The organism is Eubacterium aggregans, from assembly GCF_900107815.1.
GTDB lineage: Bacteria > Bacillota > Clostridia > Eubacteriales > Eubacteriaceae > Eubacterium_O > Eubacterium_O aggregans.
Map to the genome: position 1 here is coordinate 1 of NZ_FNRK01000032.1, position 24,379 is coordinate 24,379.

At 51.7% G+C, this 24,379-nt stretch carries 19 protein-coding genes, 1 pseudogene and 1 CRISPR repeat array; of the genes and pseudogenes, 6 read left to right on the forward strand and 14 right to left on the reverse strand.

Annotated features, from left to right (window positions below):
• Positions 1 to 124: 124 nt before the first annotated feature.
• The 5 genes and pseudogenes from BLW33_RS12685 to rpoN all read right to left on the reverse strand — a co-directional run.
• Positions 125 to 1,291: pseudogene (locus BLW33_RS12685) on the reverse strand (IS1380-like element ISEnca1 family transposase); the annotation flags it as partial.
• A 181-nt stretch (positions 1,292 to 1,472) separates the two neighbouring features.
• Positions 1,473 to 3,653 (reverse strand): hypothetical protein, encoded by a 2,181-nt coding sequence (locus BLW33_RS12690; protein WP_143032648.1) that lies wholly within the window; start codon positions 3,651 to 3,653, stop codon positions 1,473 to 1,475.
• Positions 3,654 to 3,790: 137 nt separating this feature from the next.
• Positions 3,791 to 4,633 carry a CorA family divalent cation transporter gene (locus tag BLW33_RS12695; RefSeq protein ID WP_090309519.1) on the reverse strand — a complete coding sequence of 281 codons (843 nt, stop codon included), beginning with the start codon at positions 4,631 to 4,633 and terminating at the stop codon, positions 3,791 to 3,793.
• Positions 4,624 to 5,202 (reverse strand): sugar O-acetyltransferase, encoded by a 579-nt coding sequence (locus BLW33_RS12700; protein WP_090309522.1) that lies wholly within the window; start codon positions 5,200 to 5,202, stop codon positions 4,624 to 4,626. Before BLW33_RS12700 ends, BLW33_RS12695 begins: the two co-directional genes overlap by 10 nt.
• Before the next feature lie 18 nt (positions 5,203 to 5,220).
• Positions 5,221 to 6,642, reverse strand: a complete 1,422-nt coding sequence (rpoN, locus tag BLW33_RS12705) for an RNA polymerase factor sigma-54 (protein WP_176966731.1) — start codon at positions 6,640 to 6,642, stop codon at positions 5,221 to 5,223.
• A 240-nt stretch (positions 6,643 to 6,882) separates the two neighbouring features.
• Between rpoN and BLW33_RS12710 the strand changes: the two genes are divergently transcribed.
• The 5 genes from BLW33_RS12710 (at position 6,883) to BLW33_RS12730 (ending at position 11,771) form a co-directional block, all read left to right on the forward strand.
• Positions 6,883 to 8,115, forward strand: a complete 1,233-nt coding sequence (locus BLW33_RS12710; protein ID WP_090309529.1) for an ABC transporter substrate-binding protein — start codon at positions 6,883 to 6,885, stop codon at positions 8,113 to 8,115.
• Between the two features lie 83 nt (positions 8,116 to 8,198).
• Positions 8,199 to 9,086, forward strand: a complete 888-nt coding sequence (locus tag BLW33_RS12715; RefSeq protein WP_090245839.1) for a branched-chain amino acid ABC transporter permease — start codon at positions 8,199 to 8,201, stop codon at positions 9,084 to 9,086.
• Between the two features lie 3 nt (positions 9,087 to 9,089).
• Entirely contained in the window at positions 9,090 to 10,232 is a 1,143-nt protein-coding gene (locus tag BLW33_RS12720) for a branched-chain amino acid ABC transporter permease (RefSeq protein ID WP_090309532.1), read from the forward strand.
• Positions 10,225 to 11,067, forward strand: coding sequence for an ABC transporter ATP-binding protein (locus tag BLW33_RS12725; protein ID WP_090309535.1), 843 nt, complete (start codon positions 10,225 to 10,227; stop codon positions 11,065 to 11,067). The genes BLW33_RS12720 and BLW33_RS12725 overlap by 8 nt, the downstream gene beginning before the upstream one ends.
• Positions 11,067 to 11,771 carry an ABC transporter ATP-binding protein gene (locus BLW33_RS12730; RefSeq protein ID WP_090309538.1) on the forward strand — a complete coding sequence of 235 codons (705 nt, stop codon included), beginning with the start codon at positions 11,067 to 11,069 and terminating at the stop codon, positions 11,769 to 11,771. The genes BLW33_RS12725 and BLW33_RS12730 overlap by 1 nt, the downstream gene beginning before the upstream one ends.
• Before the next feature lie 551 nt (positions 11,772 to 12,322).
• Here the strand turns inward: BLW33_RS12730 and larC are convergent.
• From larC to BLW33_RS12775, 9 genes are all read right to left on the reverse strand, one after another.
• The gene (larC, locus tag BLW33_RS12735) at positions 12,323 to 13,561 is read right to left on the reverse strand and encodes a nickel pincer cofactor biosynthesis protein LarC (protein ID WP_090309541.1); all 1,239 of its coding nucleotides are present in this window, start codon (positions 13,559 to 13,561) and stop codon (positions 12,323 to 12,325) included.
• Complete coding sequence (gene larB / locus BLW33_RS12740) at positions 13,561 to 14,322, reverse strand: nickel pincer cofactor biosynthesis protein LarB (RefSeq protein ID WP_090309544.1); 762 nt, start codon at positions 14,320 to 14,322, stop codon at positions 13,561 to 13,563. Before larB ends, larC begins: the two co-directional genes overlap by 1 nt.
• Positions 14,315 to 15,145 carry an ATP-dependent sacrificial sulfur transferase LarE gene (gene larE / locus BLW33_RS12745; protein WP_090309546.1) on the reverse strand — a complete coding sequence of 277 codons (831 nt, stop codon included), beginning with the start codon at positions 15,143 to 15,145 and terminating at the stop codon, positions 14,315 to 14,317. Before larE ends, larB begins: the two co-directional genes overlap by 8 nt.
• 77 nt (positions 15,146 to 15,222) lie before the next feature.
• Complete coding sequence (locus BLW33_RS12750; RefSeq protein ID WP_176966732.1) at positions 15,223 to 17,073, reverse strand: non-ribosomal peptide synthetase; 1,851 nt, start codon at positions 17,071 to 17,073, stop codon at positions 15,223 to 15,225.
• Positions 17,074 to 17,397: 324 nt separating this feature from the next.
• Positions 17,398 to 18,141 (reverse strand): SDR family NAD(P)-dependent oxidoreductase, encoded by a 744-nt coding sequence (locus BLW33_RS12755; RefSeq protein ID WP_090309552.1) that lies wholly within the window; start codon positions 18,139 to 18,141, stop codon positions 17,398 to 17,400.
• A gap of 1 nt (position 18,142) precedes the next feature.
• Positions 18,143 to 18,382: a lipoyl domain-containing protein gene (locus BLW33_RS12760; protein ID WP_090309554.1), complete on the reverse strand. Its 240-nt coding sequence runs from the start codon at positions 18,380 to 18,382 to the stop codon at positions 18,143 to 18,145.
• The gene (lipB, locus tag BLW33_RS12765; protein ID WP_090309557.1) at positions 18,379 to 19,092 is read right to left on the reverse strand and encodes a lipoyl(octanoyl) transferase LipB; all 714 of its coding nucleotides are present in this window, start codon (positions 19,090 to 19,092) and stop codon (positions 18,379 to 18,381) included. Before lipB ends, BLW33_RS12760 begins: the two co-directional genes overlap by 4 nt.
• A gap of 1 nt (position 19,093) precedes the next feature.
• Positions 19,094 to 21,076, reverse strand: coding sequence for a sigma-54-dependent Fis family transcriptional regulator (locus BLW33_RS12770; RefSeq protein ID WP_176966733.1), 1,983 nt, complete (start codon positions 21,074 to 21,076; stop codon positions 19,094 to 19,096).
• A gap of 75 nt (positions 21,077 to 21,151) precedes the next feature.
• Positions 21,152 to 22,462 (reverse strand): DUF362 domain-containing protein, encoded by a 1,311-nt coding sequence (locus tag BLW33_RS12775; protein WP_090309564.1) that lies wholly within the window; start codon positions 22,460 to 22,462, stop codon positions 21,152 to 21,154.
• A 317-nt stretch (positions 22,463 to 22,779) separates the two neighbouring features.
• Between BLW33_RS12775 and BLW33_RS12780 the strand changes: the two genes are divergently transcribed.
• Positions 22,780 to 23,826: an NAD(P)H-dependent amine dehydrogenase family protein gene (locus tag BLW33_RS12780; protein ID WP_090309568.1), complete on the forward strand. Its 1,047-nt coding sequence runs from the start codon at positions 22,780 to 22,782 to the stop codon at positions 23,824 to 23,826.
• Positions 23,827 to 24,081: 255 nt separating this feature from the next.
• Positions 24,082 to 24,377: a CRISPR direct-repeat array (repeat unit 32 nt; unit sequence ATTTCAATCCACACCCCTCAACGAGGGGCGAC).
• Positions 24,378 to 24,379: the final 2 nt, after the last annotated feature.

The window sequence follows — 24,379 nt, forward strand, 5'->3', positions numbered from 1 at the left end:
ATAATCATCGTCGGATTTACAGCACCAACGATGGTCTCCCGCCGCTCTCTAAGCGGGCACTTTACCACTGTACTGTTGCTGCATAATTCTCCTTGCCGATGGGACTAAACTTTTATTGACAATTCCATACATACTTCAAACGAAAGGTCTTTATTTGCTGTCTGTATTCTGAAGGCTCTAAGGAATCAATCTTGAACAACAAAAACAGGTTATATGAAAGCATCATCATTTGAAATACCGCTTCATTTGCCCAAAATGATTTAAGTAAAAGATGACCCACCGCCATGTCGTATTTGGCTTCTTTAATATAATTCTCAGCATTGCCACGTTTTTCATAGGATATAACTACTTTTTCAGAAAGCAATGTAGTGTTTGTCACAAAGAAAAAGTATTCGTACTCAGAGCCTTCTAAAAGTGATATTTGTGCTCTTTCTTTTTCTGGTTTCAGTACGCGAGACACAACAAACCTTCTGTCTTTCTCCCAGTTATCTAATTTTGTAAACAGTTCTGTAGTTTCTCTGCCTTCTTCACCTTTAACGAATACAACCGATGAATTCGTTGCTTGGGATGCAAGCGTAGAATAACTTTTGGCTTTAATTAAATATTTGCAACCAAGAGATTCTATCGTTTCAATAATTTTTTCATCAAAGTAGCCACTATCCATTCGAAATAAAATCTCTAAATCATCTGTTTTGATGTTGGCTACTATTTCTTTGATCATTTCAGATGCACCGTTAGCTGTGTAAGTATTGCCACTTCTTACAAATCCGGTGACGTAGGCTTTTAATTCGTTGCAAAATGCAAACTGGATATTGTAGCATCGGTTTCCTAGTTTCTTGGGATTATATCCTTTTGATGCACCTTCTTGATGACCTTCTACGTTGATTACACTACTATCAATATCAATCGTAATGGATGTCAATTTACTTTTAGTGAGCAGTTTTTTAAAGACTTTAAAATTAATGTCTCTAAACATTTGTGTTGTCTTAAAGGTGAAGTTTCCTAAAAACCGTGACACTGTTTCAGGTTCTTTTACGGAAATATCAAATTCATTAACGAGTGGATCATTTTGAAGGATCTTTAGACGTTCTAGCTTGTCTATACCAATAAAGTGACCACAGATCATCGTCTTTATATGATTCATCTTGATTTTATTTGTGGAGTCATTATCAAATACGAGGTCATTTTCAACTAGATCAAAAATCTCATTACTTTTTGCGTTCTCAAGGAGAAGAAAAAGACCTGCATTTGATGTTAGATTCTTAGCTGTGAAATCAATTTTATTAATCATAATTTAAACCCCTTTTTCTGCTTTTGTTACTATTATTGTACCATATATCGACTCATAAAAGCTGATAATTCAACACATTTTTGAGCATTTTTCTTTCACCCAATGGGTGAAAGCTGAATTTTGAAGGAACGTATATTTATCAATGCTTTGAGGGTGGTTTATAAAGTACTGACGTAGAATCTCAGTTGTAGATGGCCACCGGGGTAACGGTAAGGCCGACCACATCATTACCCCCGCCACTGGTGAAGGTGAGGGTGTCACTTTGAGTCTTGGTGTTCTGGAAGCTATGGGTATAGGCCGCTGAACCATCCAGACTGAAACCCATACTCCCACCGGTCCCCAAAAATCCCACTCCGCCACCAAAGGTATAGCCTAACCCCAGGCCGATATTCCCGGAATTTCCAGTGCCGCTGCCGTTGCTCACGGTCAGGGAATAGCTGGTGGCTCCCCGGGCGTTACCGGCGGTGCCGTAGTCCAATTCACTCCAATAGGGCGTAGAGAGCATGACGCTTTCCACCGAAGGACTGGACCAGCCCACATTTTTTCCAGTATACCGGGTATATACTGTATCGTCATCCACGTTGATCGCACAGAAAGTCAGGAGGGTGCCGTTGTCATCCTCATCCTGGCTGTCCACATACCGGGGGTTGGTGACTTCTTGGATCAGGTCACCGTTCTTCCCATAGACCCAGGCGATATCGATATCCGCCCAGTCACTATTACTAAAGGAATTGCGGCTATCGGTGCCGGAGACCACCAAGGTTTGCTCAGTCATCCGGCTGTCCTCCACGAAGGATGCTGTGACGGCCTTGCTGATGTAGGGGGCATAAGCCCGAATATAATCCAGACCATTGTCATTTTTAATCTCCTGAACCTCTTCCCCAAAATCGTAATCCTCCTTCTCATTACAGGTCAGTTTTCCGTTTTTGATGATTTCATTGGCCGTAGCGCCGCTGGCCCCGGAGAAATGATAGTATACCCCTTCACAAAACAGGGTATCCCCACTTTGCTCCGAATTATACCGGGCAGCGGTGAGGGCTACTGGAGCGTTCATTTTATCCTCGCTAACCACTAGCTCGTTGGCATGGAGATTTTTCGGTTTACTCCAGGCTAATTCATAGCCACTGCCGTTGTAGAGTACCACGTTGACTAGATTTTCGCTTTTACTGATGCTGCCCTTGGTGTCATAGTTTTTATAGCCATAGTTTTTATTTCCGGCCACTACCAGCTCATCGGTGCCGTCACCGTTTAAATCGGCATTGGTGGTGGATGGGAATTTAAAGCGGTATTCGTTATTGTTCACCACCAGGTCGTTATTGAACCGGCGGCTGGTGTTGCCGTTCTGGCAGCTGTAAATGGCCAGGGCGCTGCTGTCACAGTATTCGTTCCCATCGTCATAAGGTAAGGAAACACTAATGGCCAGATCATCCTGCCCGGACATGGATGTTGTGGTGAGCTGCACGATGGGGCGTTCGAGATCTCCCTCCATACCGTCAAATTTAAAGCGATTCCCGATATCCCCGATGCGAATGGAATAGTTTTCCTGCTTTAGTTCATAGGCACTGCCATTGGCCTTGGGCTGGAAGAAAATGATCTGACCCCCGCTATTGTCGAGGGCATGAACCGCCACCTCATAATAGTCATCTCCGTCAAAATCCCCCACGGCCATGGCGGTTAGTCCTTCCGCCTGCTTCACCTCGATATCCCCCACCCAGTTGTCATCATCCAGTTTTACATTGTACGCCTTGTGATCGCTCATGGTGTACTTACCGTCATCCCCCAAAGTCCAGGCATTGACCATCTGGTAGCTGTCATCCTCATAAAACCAGCCATCTTCCAAACAGTATAGGGTATCTTCAATGATGATATCCCGGGTGCTGGCATTGGTTTCAGAGATTTTACCCGGACGCAGGGCGATGGTGTTTTTGCACTGGGTGTACATATCATCACTATTATCCGCATCATAGTAACCCTGAATTTTACCGATGGTATTTTTTGCCATGTTGTTTAAATTCAGGGTATTGGAATCGGCCGTGGATGCATTCTCCATAATCTGGAAGCTGCCGATATAGTCATCCTTATCGTCATTCTTATTCATCTGCCCCACAAAAAGCTCTGAAAGGGTATTGGCGGTATAGCCCTCCAGGGGATTTGAGGTGTCCTCTGCGGAAAAAGCCGCCGGGTCCTTTAGACTGCCAAAACCCAGGGCGGCATACTGATTGTCACTCATATAGTTTTCCTTGGTCACCGCCGTGGTGTTGCCCTCTGCCCGAGCCACCAGGCCACAAAGGCTAAAGACAATGGTAATCATCACAACGGCCAGGACCAGCCCCATGATTATTCGAATCCTTTGTTGTTTCATAAATCCTCCATTTCGTCGGTTCCGTCCATCTTCATCGATTTTATACTGTATTGTATCCTTAAAAAACGGAAGCGTCATCAACCGAAAGGTTGATTTTGGACATAAAAAATCCCGCTTCCTTAGAAACGGGAATGACACTAAAACCATTTATGTCGTTTAAAAATAACAAAACATCCAGCGCAAACGGCGATGCTTAAGACGATGACGTAGAGATAGCCGTGGGCCCAATTGAATTCCGGGATATTAAAATTCATGCCATACCACCCTACGATAAGGGATAAGGGCAGAAAAATAGCGGTGATAACCGTAAAGATTTTCATGGTCTGGTTCTGATCGATATCGATCTTTGCCTGGTAAGCCTCCCGGACCTGGGTGACAAACTCCCTGAGATCCACCACGAATTGCAGCAAATAGCGCAGGTATTGCCCCAGAGCATGGAAGTGCCGCCTGACACCCTCGGGAATAACCCCGATTTGGTCCTCGGCCAGGCGATCGATAATCAGACCTAGCTGGTCGTAGTAGCGCTTTCGCGTGAGGAGCGCCTTTCGAAAGTCCGCAATCCGCGACAGTTCCGAGTGGGCCGCCCCGTTATTGGTCAAAAGCTGAATCTCCAGGTTATTAATTTTTTCCTCCATCGTCTCCAGGTGATCCACATCCTCTTCGGTGAGCTCGGTAAAAAACATAGCAAGCACCCAAAAGGCGTCATGGTCACCACTGAGGGGCTTCAATCCCCCCAGGATGGCCCGGCTCCGTTTATCCGCCCCGTAGTAACGCAGGGTATCCCCATCACAATAAATACTCTGGCGTTCCGTCATCCCGGACATTTTACTGCCCTTGGGATTAAACGCCAGGAAATATCCTTGATTCCCCACCGGGAGACAAAAATGCCGTCGTTTCCGCTGATGGATATAAACCGTCTCACCCAAAAGGGCTTCCAGGGTCTCATCCCCTTGAGACGGCAAGATCTCAATTACAGACATGGCAAACCTTCCCGATCCGACACCAAACGCAGCACCCGACAGGGATTGCCCGCAGCCACTACCCCCTCGGGAATATCCGAAACCACGACGGACCCTGCGCCAATGACGCTGCCAGCCCCAATGGTGATGCCCCCCAGCACGGTACAGCCGGCGCCAATCCACACGCTTTCCCCAATGGTAATGGGCCTGGCGTAGGCCAGGCCAGCATTGCGCTCTGTGGCCGATACGGGGTAGGTGGTACAGGCCAGACAGCACCCCGGACCAATAAAGGCATCCACTCCAATGGTAATGGGTGCAGAATCCAGCATCACACAATTAAAATGGATGATTGCCCGCCCTAAAATATGGATATTAAAGCCAAAATCGCATCGGAAATCCGGCTCGATGAGGGCCCGGGGTCCGGCAGTTCCTAAAAGGGATTTTAAAATGGCCTGACGCTTTTCCCCTTCGTCCGGGCCGGTCTGATTGTACTCCTGGATGAGTGCCTTAGCACCCCATTGAAGCTTTCGTATTTCCGGATCCAGTGCATTATAAAGTCGTCCTGCCTGCATTTTTTCCTGTTCCGTCATTGCGATTCCTCCGTCTTCTTAGTGCTGCTTTCGCCCCGATGCTGTGGGAATTCCCATCCCCTCCCGATATTTAGCCACCGTCCTTCTGGCGATGACAATCCCCCGCTCTGCCAAAGCATCTGTCAGCTTCTGATCACTCAGGGGCTTCATGGGGTTTTCCCCATCAATGAGTTCCCGAAGCATGGTACAAATGCCATCTGAGGATACCGCGGTATTCCCAGTGGTGTACCCCCGTTTAAAAAAATCTTTGAGGGCAAAAATGCCCTTGGGGGTCTGGATATACTTCCCCCGAACCGCCCGGCTGACGGTGGACTCGTGGACATCCGCCTGCTCCGCCACCTCTGCCAGGGTCAAAGGCAATAGATGCTCACAGCGGCTTAAGAAATAATCCTCCTGGACCTCCCCAATGACGGTGATGATCCGTCTAATGGTCTCCCGACGTTTATCGATATTTTTCACCAGGGCCAGGGCCTTGTCCAAATTGCTTTTGATGTATTCCCGGGTTCCGGCATCACAGGAATCCCGGTTGGTCAACAGTCTTCGATAGACCCGATTAATGGTCAGCCGCGGTGCACTGATATCATTAATATGGACCAATAGCTTGCCGTCCACCCACTCGATACTCCCATCAGGTACCACGTACTCCAGGGCTTCCTGGGGATCAAAAAGGCAGCCCGGCCTGGGATTCAATTCTTTGAGCTGCATCTTAAAAGCCGCGATGGCGGCTTCATCTAACCCAGTGGCTGCCGCCACTTTTTTAAAATGATTGTTGGCGATGTCCAAAAGATAGCCCCCTAAAAGCATTTGACGGGTGGGGGTGAGGAGTCCCAGCTCCCTTAGCTGAATGGCCAGGCATTCCCCAATATTTCGGGCACCCACCCCTGGAGGGTCAAAGGTTTGGATGGTCTGGATGGCATCCTCCACCTGATGGTTGGTCACCCCCAGGATCTGGGCGGCCGCTTCCTGATCCACAAAGAGATAGCCATCCCCATCAATACAATCGATGAGGTGCAGACAAATCTCATTCCGTTTAGCGTCTGCACTGGTCCCGCTGGTTTTGAGCTGAAACTTGAGGTGGGCATGCAAATCCATTCCACCATAACGAATCCGCTCGAAATCAAAGCCGGATTCGTCAGAATCGGCCAGGCCACCCCCCTTGGCATAGCTGGGCTCATAGCCATCCTGAAAGTAGTCCTCCCACTCAATCTGATCGGCACTTTCCGCTCGTTCTTCCGTCTGGGCTTCATTTTGTTCAATGTTCTCAGTGGTGGCGTCGTCCTGCTCCAAAAGGGGATTGCTCAGCAGGGCCTGGTCGATGTGCTGCTTCAGCTCCATGCAGGTCATCTGTAGGATTTCGATGGATTCCCGCATTTGCTGGGTGAGGACGAGCTTTTGGCTCTGTTCCATGGACAGCGCACCCTTATGTTCTAATTTATTCATCTTCGGTCTCCCTACTCTTTCTGCTTTCAGTATATCAAATTTTCTGCCTTTTAAAAAGTGTAAATACGAGTGGTCATAATCTACGGACATTTTTCTTCATTTTGTTTCTATTTTGCGGACTATTGTTTGAAGAATTTCACATAACCCCCTCAAAGTGTTTACATTCCAGGACAAAGGCGGTATAATATCATCATGCCTTAAGGCAAATTTCAGTATGTAAATTGAAGGGGGATTCTGAAGATGAAGAAAATCTCATTGTTCTTAGTTGTGGCTTTACTTGCCGCAACCTTGTTCGCTGGCTGCGGAGGCGGTGGCGAATCGACCTCTGGTACCGGCAATACCGTTGAGGGTGATACCATTAAAATTGGTGTTTTCCAACCGACCACTGGTGAAAACGGCGGTGGCGGGATGCAGGAAGTCCTGGGTGTGCGTTATGCCAACACCGTCAAGCCCACCATCGACATCGGTGGCAAGACCTATAAAATTGAATTAGTCGAAGTGGATAATCAGTCCGATAAGGCTGCTGCCGTCACCGCTGCCCAGTCCTTAATCAGCCAGGGTGTCGTAGCAGTATCCGGCTCTTACGGCTCTGCGGTTTCCATCGCTGCCGGTGAAACCTTTAAGAATGCCAAGGTTCCTGCCGTGGCGTGCTCCGCAACCAACCCACAGGTTACCTTAGGCAATGATTATTATTTCCGGATTGCCTTCCTGGATCCCTTCCAGGGTACCGTTATGGCTAACTACGCCATCGATTCCGGCTATAAGAAAGCCGCTGTTATCTCCCAAAATGGGGATGACTACTCCACCGGTCTGGCTGGCTACTTCAAACAGGCCTTCCAGGATCTCGGCGGTGAAATTGTGGCAGATGAAACCTATCAGACCAACGAATCGGATTTCAATGCCATCCTGACCAAAATTAAATCCGCTAATCCAGAATGTATCTTTACCCCATCCTCCATTAATACAGCAACCCTTATTCTGCCACAGATTAAGGCCAACGGTATTACTGCAAAGGTCATGGCTGGAGATACCTGGGAAAACGCAGCCATCATTTCCAAGGATAGTGTCGGCATTGCCCTGTCTACCTTCTTTGACGAAAATGATACCAGCAACCCTGTGGCAACGGATTTCGTTACTGGCTTTAAAGCTTACTTGAATTCCGATCCTAAGAATATTGCGTCAAACGCCAACACCGACACGGTTGCGGCGGTTTCTGCTCTAAGCTACGATTCCTACATGGCAATCTACGAAGCTCTGGGTAAAGTGGATGCCACGAACGGCATTACCTCTGAAGCCATTCAGGCTGCCCTGAAGAATGTGGATACCCAAGGGGTCACCGGTAAGATTGTCTTTGATGAAAACGGGGATGCCATTAAGGATACCGCTTTTATTAAAACCGTCACCGATAATTCCCTGGCTTCCAAGACCTTTGAATTCGTCAAGACTCAAACCGTCAAGGATAACCAAAAATAGGGATTTAAAAGCAGCGTACAACCCGTGGGGGGCGACTTAACGCCACCCCACTTTTTTTACTTCGGTTAGGAGGATTACAGCTTGTGACTACCGCGTCGTTCTTGTCTTATTGTCTGGCCGGGATTTCCATCGGGGGGATTTATGCCCTCATCGCCATTGGGTATACCATGGTCTATGGGATTCTGCGCCTGATCAACTTCGCCCATGGAGATATCTTCATGATGGCGGCTTATTTTATGATTTTCGCTATGGTGGATTTCGCCTTGCCCTGGTATGTTTCCATGGTCATTATGATTGTGGCGACCGTAATTTTAGGGGTGGTCATTGAGAAGGTGGCCTACAAACCCCTTCGGGAGGCTCCCCGGATGTCCATTATGATTTCCGCCATTGGGGTTTCCTATCTCTTACAAAATGTGGCAACCTATTTCTTTTCAGCCCTGCCTAAGCAATACCCGGATATCCCCATTTTAAACCAAACCATTACTCTGGGAGAGGTTTCCACCTCCATTGCAACCTTTATCACCCCAATCATCACCTTGATTTTTGTTATTCTTCTGATGCTCCTTATTAAATACACCAAGATTGGGATGGCCATGCGGGCAGTTTCTAAGGATTTTGAAACCGCCAAGCTCATGGGGGTCCAGATTAATACCGTCATTACCATGACCTTCGTCATCGGATGCTTTTTGGCGGCTGTGGGTTCCATGCTTTACTTTACCCCAAGACCGTCCGTTTTCCCCATGGCAGGCTCTCTGCCTGGGCTTAAATGCTTTATCGCCGCAGTGTTTGGCGGCATCGGCAGTATTCCTGGGGCCGTTGTAGGGGGCTTCGTCATTGGCTTGTGCGAAACCTTCATTAAAGCAGCAGGCTATTCAGAATTCAGTGATGTCTTTACCTTTGCCCTCCTCATTGTGGTGTTGATGTTTAAACCCACGGGGCTCTTTGGTGAGACCATGGAAGAGAAGGTGTAACCCATGAAAAAGCTCTCTAAAAAAACCAAAACCATCGCCTCGGTGGTGGCACTGGCCCTTCTCTCTCTCCTCCTGGTGGTCATCGACCAGACGACGGCCTCGACGGATATGCTCCGGACGGTCCTCCAGCTTTCTGCCATTTACGCCCTGGCCACCCTGTCCATGAACCTCTTAAATGGCTTTACGGGCCTTTTTTCCCTGGGGCAAGCGGGTTTTATGGCGATCGGTGCTTACCTCTACGCCATTTTAACCATTCCGGTTTCAGCAAAACCCGGGGTGTATTATCTCTACGGTGTGGCTGATGCCATTGCTAATATCCAGCTGTCCCCCATTTTAGCCATCGTCCTGGCAGGTGCCTTTGCCGCACTGCTGGCAGCCATTATCGGGGCGCCGGTTCTGCGTTTAAAAAGTGACTATTTCGCCATTGCCACCCTGGGCTTTGCGGAAATCGTCCGGATCCTGGTGGCCAGCTCCCTGTTTAACCAGATTACCAATGGCTCCCTGGGGCTAAAGGCTATTCCGGGCTACGACCAATTCTTACCCGGCATCATCCCGCCCTTTTATGTACCCTTTATCGTGGTGGCCATCTGCATTGTGGTCATCGTCCTGCTCATCAATAGCTCCTACGGCCGGGCCTTTAAGGCCATCCGGGAGGATGAAATCGCGGCGGAAGCTATGGGGATTGGACTGGCCAAAACCAAGCTGATGGCCTTTGTATCCAGCTCCTTTTTTGCCGGTATTGCCGGGGCACTCCTGGCCATGTTCCTGGGTGCTGTCACCTCCACCACCTTTACGGTCATGCTAACCTACAACATTCTGCTGATCATGGTTATCGGCGGTATGGGCAGTATCACCGGCAGTATCCTGGCGGCCTTCCTGGTGACCTTTGCCAAGGAATGGTGGCTGCGCTTCCTGGATGTTCCCATGACCATTGGCACCTTCCAGGTGCCCTTCCTGCGGACAGGCTTCCGCATGGTGGTCTTCTCCATCCTTCTTATGGTGGTGGTGCTCTTCTGGCGCCGGGGCATTATGGGACAGAATGAGTTCTCCTGGGATGCCATTTACAATTGGGGCCTTGCCTTAAAGAACAAGATTACCGGCAAGAAACCCGCCGATCCCGCAACAGGAGGTACTGACCATGAGTAACGAAACGATTCTTAGGGTGGCGGATGCCACCATGCAATTTGGGGGCGTTGTCGCCCTGGATAACCTGAATCTGAGCGTGGAAAAGGGACAAATCGTGGGTCTTATTGGCCCCAATGGTGCCGGAAAAACCACGGCCTTCAACGTCATTACCGGAGTTTATCCCCCCACCAACGGACAGATTTATTTTGAGGATAACCTGGTAGTGGAGGACCATCCCCGGGGGAAGATGAAGAAGCTGTACACCGGTCAGAATAATGGCAAGTATACCACTACCAAACGGTTAACCCCGGATAAGATTACCAAGCTGGGCATTGCCCGGACCTTCCAAAATATCCGCCTGTTTAAAAGCCTGACGGTCTTTGATAATGTCCTTATTGCCAAGCATATGCGCATGAAGGGAAATATCTTTAGCGATACCTTCCGGATTAACCGCAAGGAAGAACAGCGAATGAAAGAAGAAGTCACGGAGCTGTTACGCATCGTCGGCCTCTTGGACAACAAGGACGATATCGCCTCATCCCTTCCCTATGGGAAGCAGCGCCATCTGGAAATTGCAAGAGCCCTGGCTACCGAGCCCAAGCTCCTCCTTCTGGATGAACCCGCTGCCGGGATGAATCCCCAGGAAACCGATGAACTGATGCACTTTGTGGCGAAGATTCGGGATGATTTTGATTTATCCATTCTCATGATTGAGCATCATATGCAGTTTATCATGGGGATTTGTGAGAATATTTACGTGTTGGATTACGGCATTCTTATTGCCCAGGGGAATCCAGAGGAAGTGCAGAACAACCCCCGGGTTATTGAGGCGTATTTAGGAAAGGGCGAGGATTAATGCTAAAGATCGAAGACTTACATGTATATTACGGTGGCATCCACGCCCTGGATGGCGTGAGCCTGGAGGTCCCGGACCGCCAAATCATTTCCTTAATCGGCGCCAATGGTGCGGGAAAAAGCACAACCCTGAAAACCATTATGGGCCTGGTGCCTTCCAGTGAGGGCACCATCGCCTTTGACGGAATGGATATTACCAAGTTCCAAACCCGGGATATTGTAAAAGAAGGGATTGTCCTCTGCCCCGAGGGCCGACGGGTTTTCCCGGACCTCACCGTGGCGGAAAATCTGGCCATGGGGGCTTATCTGAGAAAGGATAAGGCGGGCATCCAGAAGGATAAGGAGTGGGTGTACACCCTCTTCCCAAGGCTTCTGGAGCGGGAGTGGCAGACCGCAGGCACCCTTTCCGGAGGGGAACAGCAGATGCTGGCTGTTGGCCGGGCCCTCATGAGCCGTCCCAAGCTTCTGATGATGGATGAGCCCTCCCTGGGACTGGCCCCCCTCATCATTAAGGATATTTTCTCCATCATTAAGGAGATTAATGCCGCCGGGGTGAACGTGCTCCTTATTGAGCAGAACGCCAAGGCCGCCCTGGAAATTGCGGATTACGCCTACGTCCTGGAGACGGGCCGGATTACCCTATCGGGTACCGGCGCCGAGCTTCTGGCCAGCGAATCGGTGAAGAAGGCGTATTTGGGGGAATAGAATTACAGGAAATAAAAAAACAGAGACTTACCGCTGTGTTGGGCGGTAGGGCTCTGTTTTTGGGTTTGGGGATGGTGGTTGGGCGGTGGGGGGAGGTCTCTGCAAGCGACGGCGAGCTGGACATATACTTTCACTTCGTCTGCTTGCGGATTCGGACATGGAGTGTTACCGAAAGTGCAAACACTTTCGAACACTCGCAAGTCCGCCCCGATGCAGACTTACGTGAAAGATATGTCCATCCCGCCTTTGGTAGTGGAACCGCCGCTTAACCTCTTAGTAGTGCCGCTATTTGAGCTTCATTCTCACTTCCCAAAGCTATCTCAGAATTGTCCCACCAGATATTCCCAGGGATGGCTGATGGAAAACAGCTACTGCACTCTTCGTTCGTCCCAGCAAACTCAGGCTGTCCGGGGATGGTGTGCCTGGCGCGCGATATCGGAGCGCACAGCCATAGGCTGGTCGATCCGCTTGAGCCGACAGATACACCAGCCACAGACAGCCGCCCCATTGCCACAAACCGTCACGGACGAACTACCGGAACCACCACTCCCTCACCCAATCTGCCGCACAACCTCCCCCAGGCTCAGCCCGGTTTCCTGGGCAACGCGCCGCAGGTCCTCATACTCTGGGGTTTCCCGGTGGATGTCCTGGTAATCGCAGATTTTATAGGTCACCTCCCCCAGGGGGGTCTGACGTTTTTCAAACCGGCGGGCCATACAGAGACGCTCTGCTTCGTACTTTCGAATCCCGATGGTGGTCGTTTCGGTAAGGAGGATGTGCTCAAGCTTGACCACATCGGCCGCGTTGGCCAGCACGGTGATACGGATACCCGGGCGGTTTTTCTTCATCTGGATGGGGGTGTAGAACACATCCAGTGCTCCGGCCCCAAGGAGCCGCTCCATGGCGTAGCCTGCCATTTCTCCGGTCATATCATCCACATTGGTGTCGATCACCGTCACCCGATCATCGGACGCCCCGGTGGTGTGTCCCTTAAAAATCCGCAGGGCGTTGAGAATGCCGAAGTCCCGGCCGCCAAAGCCATAGCCGATGGCATCCACCGCAAAGGCAGGACGATCGGCCTGATAGGTGGCCAGCTCGGCTAAAATAGCGACTCCCGTAGGGGTGGCCGCTTCCCCATTAATATGCTTCCCATAGGTGGCAAAATCCGATCCCGCCAAAATTTCCGCCGTAGCCGGGGCTGGAACTGGGAGGATGCCATGGGCACAGCGCACGGTGCCACTGCCCACATTGACCGCCGATCCCCAGGTGAGCTCTGCCCCCAGGGCGTGGTGACAGATGGCGGAACCCACAATATCCACAATGGAATCCACCGCACCCACCTCGTGGAAATGGACCTCCTCCACAGGTACCTGGTGGACCTTGGCTTCAGCCTGGGCTACCCGGGCGAAGATGGCCAGGGCCGTATCCTTTACCACCCCATCCAAGGTAGAGCCTTCAATCAGGGCCACAATATCCTTGTAGCTGCGGTGGTGATGGTGGTGAGCGGCACCTTCATCGTATCCCGGGGCCGGATCTCCATGAGCATGGCTGTGGTGGCCGTGTTCCCCATCATGGTGATGCCCTGCTGCATCCACTAAGATTACGTGACAGCGGGTCCCGGCAATGCCATAGCGGCTGGTTTTTTCTACCTCGATGCGGTAGCCTGAGACTCCCAGCTTGTCAAGCTCTGCCTTCAAAAAATCCGGGGAAATCCCTAAATCCAGATAGGCCCCCAGCACCATATCCCCGCTGATTCCCGAGGTACATTCAATATAAAGGGTCTTTTTCATTACGCCTCCTCCGCCAACTTGTTGATTTTAGACGCCATGCAGGCGGCACCAAAGCCATTGTCAATATTCACTACCCCTACTCCGCTGGCGCAGGAGGTGAGCATCCCCAGAAGAGCCGAGACCCCTCCAAAGCTGGCACCATAGCCAATGCTGGTGGGTACGGCGATGACGGGCTTATCCGTCAGTCCCCCCACCACCGAGGCCAGGGCCCCTTCCATACCGGCTACCACAATGAGAACCCGGGCCTGGTTAATGACCGTCACCTTATCCAAAAGACGGTGGATGCCCGCCACCCCCACATCGTAGAGGCGCTCAACGCTGTTCCCCAAAACCTGGGCCGTCACAGCGGCCTCCTCGGCCACGGGAATGTCCGATGTCCCGGCTGAAACCACTAAGATCTTTCCAGTGGTGGCCTCGTAGGGCTTTCGACGGACCACCACGCTCCGGGCTTCCTCATAGTACACCGCATCAGCCGTAATGGTCAGAATGGCCTCGTAAACCTCCCGACTGGCCCGGGAAGCCAGGATATTCCCATCGGTTTTCTCCAGAAGATTGGCCACGATTCCCTGGATTTGGGTCAGGGTTTTCCCCGGGCTGTAAATCACCTCAGGGAAGCCCTTGCGCAGCTCCCGATGGTGGTCCACCTTGGCATAACCCAGGTCATCGTAGGGTAAGGTCTTTAAATCGGCCACGGCGCCCTCTATGGAAAGCTCTCCGGACTTAACCTGGCCCAACAGCTCCTTTAGATGTTGTTCATTCATCCTGTGCCTCCTCTTTCTCCCCTTGGGCCCGATTCATCTTACCACAGCCATAGCCCTCTAAATCCAGGGTGATTTGTCGCACCCCCAGGGCCTTAAACCCTTCAATCAGAGCCTGGCGGGCCCCCATGATTTTTCCAAAATCCTCGGGCGGGCATTCAATTTTAACCAAATCTCCCAAAAGTCGCAGGCGGTATTGCCCAAGACCCAGGGCCTTTAGCTGCTCTTCCCCTGCCTCCACCAGAGCCAGGGCTTCTGGGGTAATGGGCGTGTCCGTTGGAATCCGAGTGGCCAGGCAGGCCATAGAGGGTTTATCCGCCGTGGGCAGGCCATAATAGGCAGAAATTCCCCGAATATCTGCCTTGGTCATGTCTGCCAGTACAAAGGGGCTAAGGACCTGCATTTCCTCCAGGGCCGCAATGCCCGGACGGTAATCCTTCCCGTCATCCAGATTGGAGCCATCCACAATGGTGGTGATTCCCTCGGCAAGGGCACGATTTTTAATGGCGGTAAAGATTTCTTTTTTGCAAAAGTAACACCGCCGGGGTCCATTTTCCACAAAGGGTTCGAAGCTGCACACATCCACCGGAATGGTGATGAGCTTTGCCCCCAGGCTTTTGGCCAGGGCCTGGGCCTCGGTGAATTCACTCCGGGGCAGCATCGCCCCATCGGCCGTGATGGCAATGCAATCCTCCCCCAGGACCTCCTGGGCCACCCGAAGCAATAGGGCGCTGTCCACCCCTCCGGAATAGGCCACACAAAGGGGACCATGGCTTGCCAGGATACCCTTTAGCGTTTCAAGTTTGTGTTGTAAGTCATTTTTCATTAAAACCTTCCGTTCCGAATTGAATTCATGTACCCTTCTATTTTAGTCGATAATTAGCCAGCACTCAAGTTATCCCATTATTTATTCCCTTTTCTTAGGGCAAGATAATATCGTGTCCAGGACCTCAGGGTCAAATCAATGGGCATTCCCTCAGGTTCCAGGGATTCACCGGTCTTTTTCTCTAGACGCCAATGAAGGTCTGCCATGGCCAGGGAATCCCCGCCTAAATCCAGGACAAAATGACTGTTCGGAGTAATGGATGCCAAGGGGATGCCTAAAACCTGAGACCATAATACCGCCATTTCAGCTTCATCCTCGGTGAGGGCCTCCCCTTGGGCATTCCCGAGGGTAAAAAGAGCCTGGGCATAATCCCCTTGCTCCAACCCAAAGGACAGGGCCAGGCGATCGATTTTGCCCGAGGCGGTTACTGGAAGCCGGGACAGGCAGACCCCATAGCTGGGGCTCAGATGCCAATAACCGGCCAGGCGTTTAGCCGCCCCCCGAATCTGATCCTCTGAGCCGGTTCCAAACAGGACAAGCTGAGGCTGTGTTTCCCCGGTCAGGATACCCTGGGCAACCACGACTGCCTCATCCTCTCCGGAAGCAGTCCGCTCCAAATCGGTCACCAGGTATTTTTTGCCATTGTGGATGATGATGTTCTTGCACCGTCCAAAAATAGTCAGCCATCCCCTGCGAAACCAGCCTAAATCCCCAGTGTCAAAACTGCCATCGGCCATTACCCCCGAGTGTGCTTTGGCATCACAGGGATAGTATCCCTTCATCACATTGGAACCCCGGATTATCACATGGCCCAAGTGCTCTTCAGGGAGGGCCCTTCCCTCATCATCCCGTATTTCCACGATATTACAAGCATCCAGAACCCCCACAGATACCCGAATCAGGGCATCCTCTTCGGGCTCGCAAAAGAATATCCGATCCCCCACCCTCAGATGATCGTTTAAAAAGGCATCCACCCGCAGGGGCGTCCTCACCGGGGTATAGGCCACGCCCATGGTCGTTTCACTGAGGCCATAGGCTGGGCTCAGGGTACAGGATCGAAATCCCAGGGGCGCCAGCCGTGCCTCCAAATCCCACAAGGGCTTCGGCGATATATCCTCCCCCCCCACAAAGCAAATGTGCATGGCAGACAAATCCGCATCCTCCGGTAGCTCTGCCTGAAGCAGGGCCTCTACCCCGAAGAGGGGCAGGCCGGAAATGGTGGCCTGGAAAGCACTGGCCTCCCGAACCCAGATGGCGGGATCCCTCAGAAAGCAGGCCGGATGGATGAGGAGCTGGGGAAAGCCATTAACCAGAGGGACCAGATGGTTCGCGATAAACCCAAAGCAATGGGACAGGGGGAGCCAGCTAATGTAGCGCTCGGTGACCCCAGACCGCACCACGACACTGCTGGCGATGCCCCCCTCCAAGAGATTCTTTAGGGTCAAGACGGCGGCTCTGGGGGCACTGGTCGTCCCCGAGGTAAATTGAAGCATCCCCGGATCGTCGTCCTGCCCGGTTACCACCTGACACGGACCCTCCCGGGTGAGGGCCCGCAGGGGCAGGACCCTTTTCCCCGATGCTCCGGCACTATCCTCACGATCAGTAATCACCCAAGGTGCCTCCAGACTTTCCAGGGCTTTTTCAAAAATGGCCTGGGATGCCGCATCCCGGGGGATGGCCAAAACAGCCGGTATATAACCGCCAAGAATGGCCCCCCACAGGCTGGTGATGGTCTGCCGAATGCTGCGGCACTGAAGGACCAGCGGGGCCCCCACCGGGATTCCCTGAGCCTGGTATCCTCCAAGCAAAACCTTAGCATCCGCCACCAAATCACTGTAGGTCATGGCGGTGCGTTTCCCGTCCATCTCAATAATGTGAATGGGGCCGGTATTGCCCTGTAAGCGTAAAAAAACGTCCTGGATATTCATGGGGATTTTTGTCTCTACTTTCCTTATAACACTATACAACTTGGATGGGCCAAAGGGTAAACTCTCTATCAGCGTCGGCGGGATGGACATATGCTTTCACTCCGTCTGCTTGCGGATTCGGACATGGAGTGTTACCGAAAGTGCTACACACTTTCGAACACTCGCAAGTCCGCCCCGATGCAGACTTACGTGAAAGATATGTCCATCCCGCCTTTGGTTTATGGATACCGCCGCGGCAGCAATGCGGATTCCCGCTTCGTCCCAGAAAACTGAGGCTGTCCGTGAATTGTATACCAGTCATTGCGACTTTGAGGTGAACAGCCGCTAAATCATCGTATACCCTCCATCCACCGTCAGCACCTGACCCACCACATAATCACTTTCCGGAGAACTTAGGAAGGAAACTGCCCCCAGAAGATCCTCGGGCTTGCCCAAACGACCTGCCGGAGTCACGCGGATGTGCTCATCCAAGGCGTATTGAGGGAAGTTACTCTTGGCCATATCCGTCACCACCACCCCTGGGGCCAGGGCATTCACCTGGATTCCCAGTTTGGCGGCCTCCCGGGCCAGGGCCTTGGTAAAGGCAATCACCCCACCTTTGGCGGCGGAATAATGGGTGAAGCCAAAGCCGCCCACCCGACCGGCAATGGAGGCCACATTAACGATTTTACCGGATTTCTGTTCTTCCATCACTGCGTAAACGGCATGGGTAACCAGGAAAGTCCCGTTTAAATCAATGTCGATAACGGCCTTCCAATCCTTGAAGGTCATGGCCGAGAAAATCTTCACCGGGAAAATACCGGCATTGTTAATGAGGACATCGATACGCCCGTACTTGGCCATAACCCCATCCACCATAGCCGCAACAGAAGCCTCATCCGTAATATTGCATCCCAGGGCCAGGGCATCTCCGGACAGCCCAGAAGCCGCGGCCACTGCCGCCCCCTCATCGATATCTGCAATAACCACCGAAGCCCCTAATCCATCCAGGTACTCCGCCATGGTATAGCCAATCCCCCGGGCCGATCCCGTGATGATAATCACCTGGCCGGCGTGCTTACCCGCCATCTTAAAAGGCCTCCATTTCACCGATGGTCTGACCCACCGCCACCCGATCCTTCTCCTCTGCCAAAAGGGCCGTGATGGTCCCTGCGGCCGGTGCCTCAATATAGGCCGAAATTTTATCCGTGGCGATTTCAGCAATATTCTGACCCGCCTCAACGGATTCCCCAGGTCCCACCAGCCATTGGCGTAATTTTATATCCTCTGCACCCTCTGCAAACTTTGGTACAATAATTGCTGTTTTCATGATAACTCCTCCTGGATTCTGCCCACTGGCAGATCCTCCAATGCGGCTGCTCTGGCCGTTCTTCCAAAAATACGACAGAATTCTTTTACATACTGATCCCGGACCTGGGCCAAGGTTAGCCTCACCCCCAGGCGTGCCATGGAAATTACGCCTCGATCCCGAATCCCACAGGGAATAATGGCCCTAAAATGGGCCAGGTCTGGTGCCACATTGATGGCCATGCCATGGGCACAGATGCCATGGGATATTTCCAACCCCAGGGCGCCGATTTTAGCCAACTCCCCGGTTCCGGGGTCCGTCACCCACACCCCGGATAGTCCCCGGATTCTTGTTGCTCCAATACCAAAGGCCGCCAGGGTATCCATGGCCACCTGCTCCAAAAGGCGAACAAAGGCCACGGCCCCCGGAGCATAATCCTCGAAGGCCACGATGGCTGAAATAACCAACTGTCCCGGGCCATGATAGCTCACATCCCCACCCCGGCTCACTGCCACCACGTCAAAGCCCTGGGCCCGGTATTCCTCCCGGCTGTGGAGTAAATTTTCTTCATGGGCATCCCGACCGAGGGTTATGGTGGGTGGGTTCTCCTGGAACAACAAAATATCCGGGATGACCCCCGTCACCCGATGGCGGTGGAGGGTCCCCTGGATGGCAAAAGCCTCTTTGTAATCCACCTTACCCAGATCGATCCAATATATCTCCTTCTCCATACTAATCCTCGTCCAAATGGTATTGGCTGATTTTACGGTACAGGGTACTTCTGGAAATTCCCAGAAAGGCTGCCGCTTTCTTTTTATCCCCCAGACGTCGGATGGCCTCCCGGATGGCCTGCATTTCCAGAGCCTTTAAATCCGGGGGTACCGCCCCTGCAACCGTCGGCCCTTCAGAAACAGGCATCATGACCGCACCGACACGAGTCTGCTGGGGCAAGTAATCGGATATGAAATAATCGTCAATGCGATTCTTCTCTGTAAAGTAAATCGCCTGTTCAATGGCATGGCGAAACTGACGGACATTCCCCGGCCAGTCGTAGCCCTCAAGGACCCGGATCGTAGAAGGCAATAGCGGAGCGATGGTCTTCCCAAACTTTTCTGATAGTTCCTTCATAAAGGCCTCGGCTAAAATTGGGATGTCCCCGGGACGATCCTTTAGGGCCGGAATCTTAATCTCCAGTACGTTAAGCCGATAGTACAAATCCTGGCGGAAGCGTTTTTCCTTAACCGCCTCCAGCAAATTCTGGTTGGTGGCCGCAATTACCCGAAGGTTCACCGGGATGTCCTTCGTTCCGCCAATGCGCTGGACATAGCGCTCCTGGAGTACCCGCAGCAGCACCGTCTGGGTATTCATGGGCATCTCCCCAATTTCGTCCAGAAAGATGGTTCCCCCTTCGGCCAGCTCAAACTTCCCCTTCCGCCCATGGCGGCTGGCCCCGGTGAAGGATCCCTCCTCGTAGCCAAAAAGAATGCTCTCCATGAGATTCTCGGGGATGGCCGCACAATTCACCGCCACAAAGGGCTGATCACTTTGATGGGCATTATGCACCGCCTGGGCAAACATTTCCTTCCCTGTGCCACTATCCCCCAGGAGGAGAATGGTGGAATCGCCACTGGAGGCCACCTTGGCCAAATGGACGGATCGGAGAAGGCTTGAGCTTTCCCCCAGGATATCATCAAAGGTAAACCGGGTACCCTTACGCACATCCCGTTTGACCGGAGCCTTGTGTTTTAAGTCTTTTAAGGTAGCAACGACCCCGGCCACATCGCCGTTATCATGTCTTATCAGGCGCTGATTCACTAGGCAGTTAATACTGCCCGTCCCGGTAACCAGCTTTTTCTCCCGGGTGATCGACTGAAACTTTCCTGTCCCATCCACCAGAATATTCTCGCCCTCCATAATATCTAAAATATTCTTCCCATAGGAATCAAAGGTGGTGGTGTTTAAAATCTTGGCACCATCGGAGTTAATTCCGATGATCTTCCCATTGACATCCACTGCCACTACCCCCTTATCCATGGATTCCATCACCGCCTTGAGGTAATGGTTGGTGAGGTCCAGCTGGCGGTTGGACTCCGCAATGCACAGCTGGCGGGTAATGGCCTTGGTGGCGGCTACCACCATCCCCAGGGTGTGGGGGAAGCTGAATTCCTTTGGTCCAGACATATCCAGCACCCCCAGTAATTGCCCTTGGGCATCAAAAATAGGGGATGCTGAGCAGGTGAGGCCATGGTAGCATTTAAAATAATGCTCCTCTCCAATGACCTGAATGGGCTGGGCCGTGGTAATGGCCAGCCCCGTTGCATTGGTTCCTGCCCGCTTCTCGTTCCAGATACTGCCCTGGACTAAGTTCCTTGTAAAGGCCTCCTCCAGTATTTCCGGATCACAAATCAGCTCCAGCACCACCCCATCCACATCGGTTAAGGTGGTGGAAAACCCAGAGCCCGCCACAAATTCCTGAAGTTCCATCATAAAGGGGATGCTCTCATCCAGAAGATTCCGATTTTTCCGGACCCGTTCCTGGAAATCCTCCTCGGACACCACCGGCGTTCGGTTCAGTGCCAGGGGGTCAAGCCCCAATGCCCCGCAACGCTTCCAGGAAGCGCTGATATCAGGCCGGAGGGTTTCCGAAAGAACCCCCTCCTCATAATACCTGCGCCAATCCCTGTACAGCCTTTCGAAATCAGGCATAAATACCATGATGGACCTCCTTGCCACAAACTCCCGGGACGGGGCAGCTCTCTTAGCCGCCCCATCCTCATCCATTACAAAAAATCAATCGATATCCTGTCCAGCGGCCATCTTCTGCAAATCTGTATTGAGTTTGGAGAAAATATAAACTGGTGCACATCCGGGATAATAAACCACCTTCTTGGCTTTTTTCGCCCCTTCCCGGACGGCATCCGCTGTTTCAAATTTTTCCCAGCAATCCCCACAGACAAACACTGTTTTATCCACGCAAATTTCTGGATCAAAGGAGGGAACGCCACCGGCGATGACCACGACTTCCCCCCGTTCTTTTAAGAACTTATCCATGTTGATGCCGCTGATGGCAAAGCTGTCCAGGGCCCCCCGAACATTGACATAGCAGCCATCACAGGTCTGCTGCATACAGCAGGTCAATCCATTGTACATCCCGATGGGATCGCCATTGGGGCGCTTAAAATGCTTCATGACAGAGGCGACGGGTTCTCCCAAAACCTCTATATTATCCAGGTTAATCTCACCTAGGCCATCCGTCCCGGCACAGCGCACCGCAGGAATTTCCATGGGATCGAATCCCATAATCGAACAGGCGACGGCATCCACCGATGGGGTGCTGCGTCCCGCCACAATCAAGTCCATTTCAATGGCGGTTCCCGCATGGGGGCCCTGGCCTTCCATGCCGATAACCGCGTCAACAATGGTCAGATCTGCCTGGCGAATTTTCAGACAATCCGCCATCTTTTGACCCAAATCAATGCGATGACAGCCTTGCTGCTGGCCACTGGGATGACAGTTCGGAATAATCCCATTCCAATTCTTAATCCCCAGGGTTACCGTTCCGGCCAAGTGGACCTTCATCTTAGGCAGATTGATGACCACATCCGCGTCCAGGAAGGGCTTAAAAACCGTAGCATGCTTAAAGACCTTGGCCCCGGGAACCTCCATGGGGACCACTTCCTTTTCATCAAAGTAAATCACCTCGTCCGCACCGCCGAGGCGGGCGGCTTCCTCCATCCCCGATTCGGCAAAGGCGGGTTTTGCCCGTCCGACGTGCATTCCCAGAGAAGGATTATCCCCCACGACAACCTTGCCAGCTTTAGAATTTTCCTTTACATAGGATACCACCGCCTCGATGGTCCGGGGATCCACCACTGCAAAGCTTTCCGGCGGTGCCTGAAAGGCCAGATTGGGCTTAATCAAAACATAATCCCCTTCCTTGATGATTTCATCAAGGGAGCCGACAGACAGCTCGATGGCCTTCCCCACCGCCGCCTTGATCTTTTTAATATCCTCTTCCACCCGAACATACTTGCCGGCCAAGAACTGGTCATTCCCCTCCGGTCTCTCCACTTTAACGACAGCGACTTTTGGTTTACTCATCATATTGCTCCTTTTGGTATCCCTACCGGTTATTCCCAGCGGGCTGGGTACCTTATATTAAAGCAAGAGCCATGCCAATCATCTTTATGGTGTGTAAACCTTTATTTCTGGCCTTATTATAGCATCTTATCCTTGGGTGTATCATAATGACACACAGATGTGTGCCACTTTGTGTCCCATTTTCGGTCACAGGAAACACTGTTAAAGCAATCCTTTGCTTCCCCTTAAATCCATTCCTTCTTCCCTTAAGTTTGGGACATGCTACAGAATACCGGGCTATACTAAAGCCAATCAAACCCATCATAAGGAGGTTCGTTATGTTAAACCATGAGCGCGTCCGAGTTGTTCAATATGGCTGTGGAAAAATGGCAAAGGTCATTATCCGCTATCTCTACGAAAAGGGAGCCGAAATCGTTGGTGCCATTGATGTCAATCCCGATGTTGTCGGGATGGATGTTGGAATTTTTGCCGGATTGGATATGGAATTGGGCGTCACCATCCAGGATGATGCCGAAGCGGTGTTGGATCATTGTGATGCCAATATCGCCGTCGTTACCCTCTTTAGCTTTGTGGAGGATTGTTTCCCCCATTTTCAAGCCTGCCTCTCCCGGGGGATCAATGTCATTTCGACCTGCGAAGAGCTCACGGATTCCTGGAGTACGGCCAGTCCCCTGACCAACACACTGGATCGCCTGGCAAAGGACAATTTCTGCACCTTGACAGGCAGTGGGATGGAGGATATCTTTTGGATTAATCTCATCGGGTGTGTGGCCGGTGGTGTTCAAAACATTACCCGAATTGAAGGTGCTGTCAGCTATAATGTGGAGGAATACGGCTTGGCTCTGGCCAAGGCCCATGGGGTGGATTTGAGCCCTGAGGCTTTCGAAGAAACGCTGGCCCACCCCGATGTGCTGGAGCCTTCTTATGTGTGGAATTCCAATGAAGCCCTGTGCCGTTTGATGGGCTGGACCATCAAATCCCAAAATCAAAAATGTGTGCCTTATTATCACCACTCCCCCATTCTTTCCCAGACCATGGGCAAAACCATTGAGCCTGGCCGTGTCATTGGGATGGGTGCGGTGGTTACCACCGAAACCTTCCAGGGACCAGTCATTGAAACCTCTTGTATTGGGAAGGTCTACGGACCGGATGATGGTGATTTGTGCGATTGGAAGATTATCGGTGAGCCCGATACTACTTTCTCTGTGGCTAAGCCCGCCACGGTTGAGCATACCTGTGCCACCATCGTCAATCGTATTCCCACAGTAATCAATGCCCAGCCTGGATACGTCACCGTCGATCAGCTGGATCGCCTGCGGTATTTGAGTTATCCCATGGGGCTTTATGTTGATCCGTGGAATTAGAAAATAAGAAACGACCTACTCTGTTCTCTGTTTAGAAGGAGGGTCGTTTCTTGCTTTTTTAACGGTAATATTTAATGGTAGTAATTGAGTGAATGTTCTTTTGTTAATCGCTTCTAGCTATTTAATCTACTCCCTTTCGTGAGAAATTCCACTGATGGGCGCGCCAACCCTATTGACAGATTGGCAATTTCTATCCATACCCCTCAATGCAGGGTGGCGCGCCGACGCCAGCTGCCTGTGCCCGATGATCACCCACTTTCAATCCACACCCCTCAGCGAGGGGCGACTTAAAGGCACTAACTGCTGACTTCAAATCTGATTATTTCAATCCACACCCCTTAGTGAGGGGCGACAACAAGCTTAACACTGCACAACACCAGCGAGGGATTTCAATCCACACCCCTCAGCGAGGGGCGACGTTTCGCCAGGGGGTGGGGTTCCATGTCTTCGGGAGATTTCAATCCACACCCCTCAACGAGGGGCGACTATCCCACAAGGGCTTTTTCAGACCATTCAGGTATTTCAATCCACACCCCTCAACGAGGGGCGACCA

Bases quoted from the DNA above. Each gene is read 5' to 3' on its own strand.
- BLW33_RS12690 (WP_143032648.1), bottom strand. From the start codon at position 3,653: ATGAAACAACAAAGGATTCGAATAATCATGGGGCTGGTCCTGGCCGTT.
- BLW33_RS12695 (WP_090309519.1), bottom strand. From the start codon at position 4,633: ATGTCTGTAATTGAGATCTTGCCGTCTCAAGGGGATGAGACCCTGGAA.
- BLW33_RS12700 (WP_090309522.1), bottom strand. From the start codon at position 5,202: ATGACGGAACAGGAAAAAATGCAGGCAGGACGACTTTATAATGCACTG.
- rpoN (WP_176966731.1), bottom strand. From the start codon at position 6,642: ATGAATAAATTAGAACATAAGGGTGCGCTGTCCATGGAACAGAGCCAA.
- BLW33_RS12710 (WP_090309529.1), top strand. From the start codon at position 6,883: ATGAAGAAAATCTCATTGTTCTTAGTTGTGGCTTTACTTGCCGCAACC.
- BLW33_RS12720 (WP_090309532.1), top strand. From the start codon at position 9,090: ATGAAAAAGCTCTCTAAAAAAACCAAAACCATCGCCTCGGTGGTGGCA.
- BLW33_RS12725 (WP_090309535.1), top strand. From the start codon at position 10,225: ATGAGTAACGAAACGATTCTTAGGGTGGCGGATGCCACCATGCAATTT.
- BLW33_RS12730 (WP_090309538.1), top strand. From the start codon at position 11,067: ATGCTAAAGATCGAAGACTTACATGTATATTACGGTGGCATCCACGCC.
- larC (WP_090309541.1), bottom strand. From the start codon at position 13,561: ATGAAAAAGACCCTTTATATTGAATGTACCTCGGGAATCAGCGGGGAT.
- larB (WP_090309544.1), bottom strand. From the start codon at position 14,322: ATGAATGAACAACATCTAAAGGAGCTGTTGGGCCAGGTTAAGTCCGGA.
- larE (WP_090309546.1), bottom strand. From the start codon at position 15,145: ATGAAAAATGACTTACAACACAAACTTGAAACGCTAAAGGGTATCCTG.
- BLW33_RS12750 (WP_176966732.1), bottom strand. From the start codon at position 17,073: ATGAATATCCAGGACGTTTTTTTACGCTTACAGGGCAATACCGGCCCC.
- BLW33_RS12755 (WP_090309552.1), bottom strand. From the start codon at position 18,141: ATGGCGGGTAAGCACGCCGGCCAGGTGATTATCATCACGGGATCGGCC.
- BLW33_RS12760 (WP_090309554.1), bottom strand. From the start codon at position 18,382: ATGAAAACAGCAATTATTGTACCAAAGTTTGCAGAGGGTGCAGAGGAT.
- lipB (WP_090309557.1), bottom strand. From the start codon at position 19,092: ATGGAGAAGGAGATATATTGGATCGATCTGGGTAAGGTGGATTACAAA.
- BLW33_RS12770 (WP_176966733.1), bottom strand. From the start codon at position 21,076: ATGGTATTTATGCCTGATTTCGAAAGGCTGTACAGGGATTGGCGCAGG.
- BLW33_RS12775 (WP_090309564.1), bottom strand. From the start codon at position 22,462: ATGAGTAAACCAAAAGTCGCTGTCGTTAAAGTGGAGAGACCGGAGGGG.
- BLW33_RS12780 (WP_090309568.1), top strand. From the start codon at position 22,780: ATGTTAAACCATGAGCGCGTCCGAGTTGTTCAATATGGCTGTGGAAAA.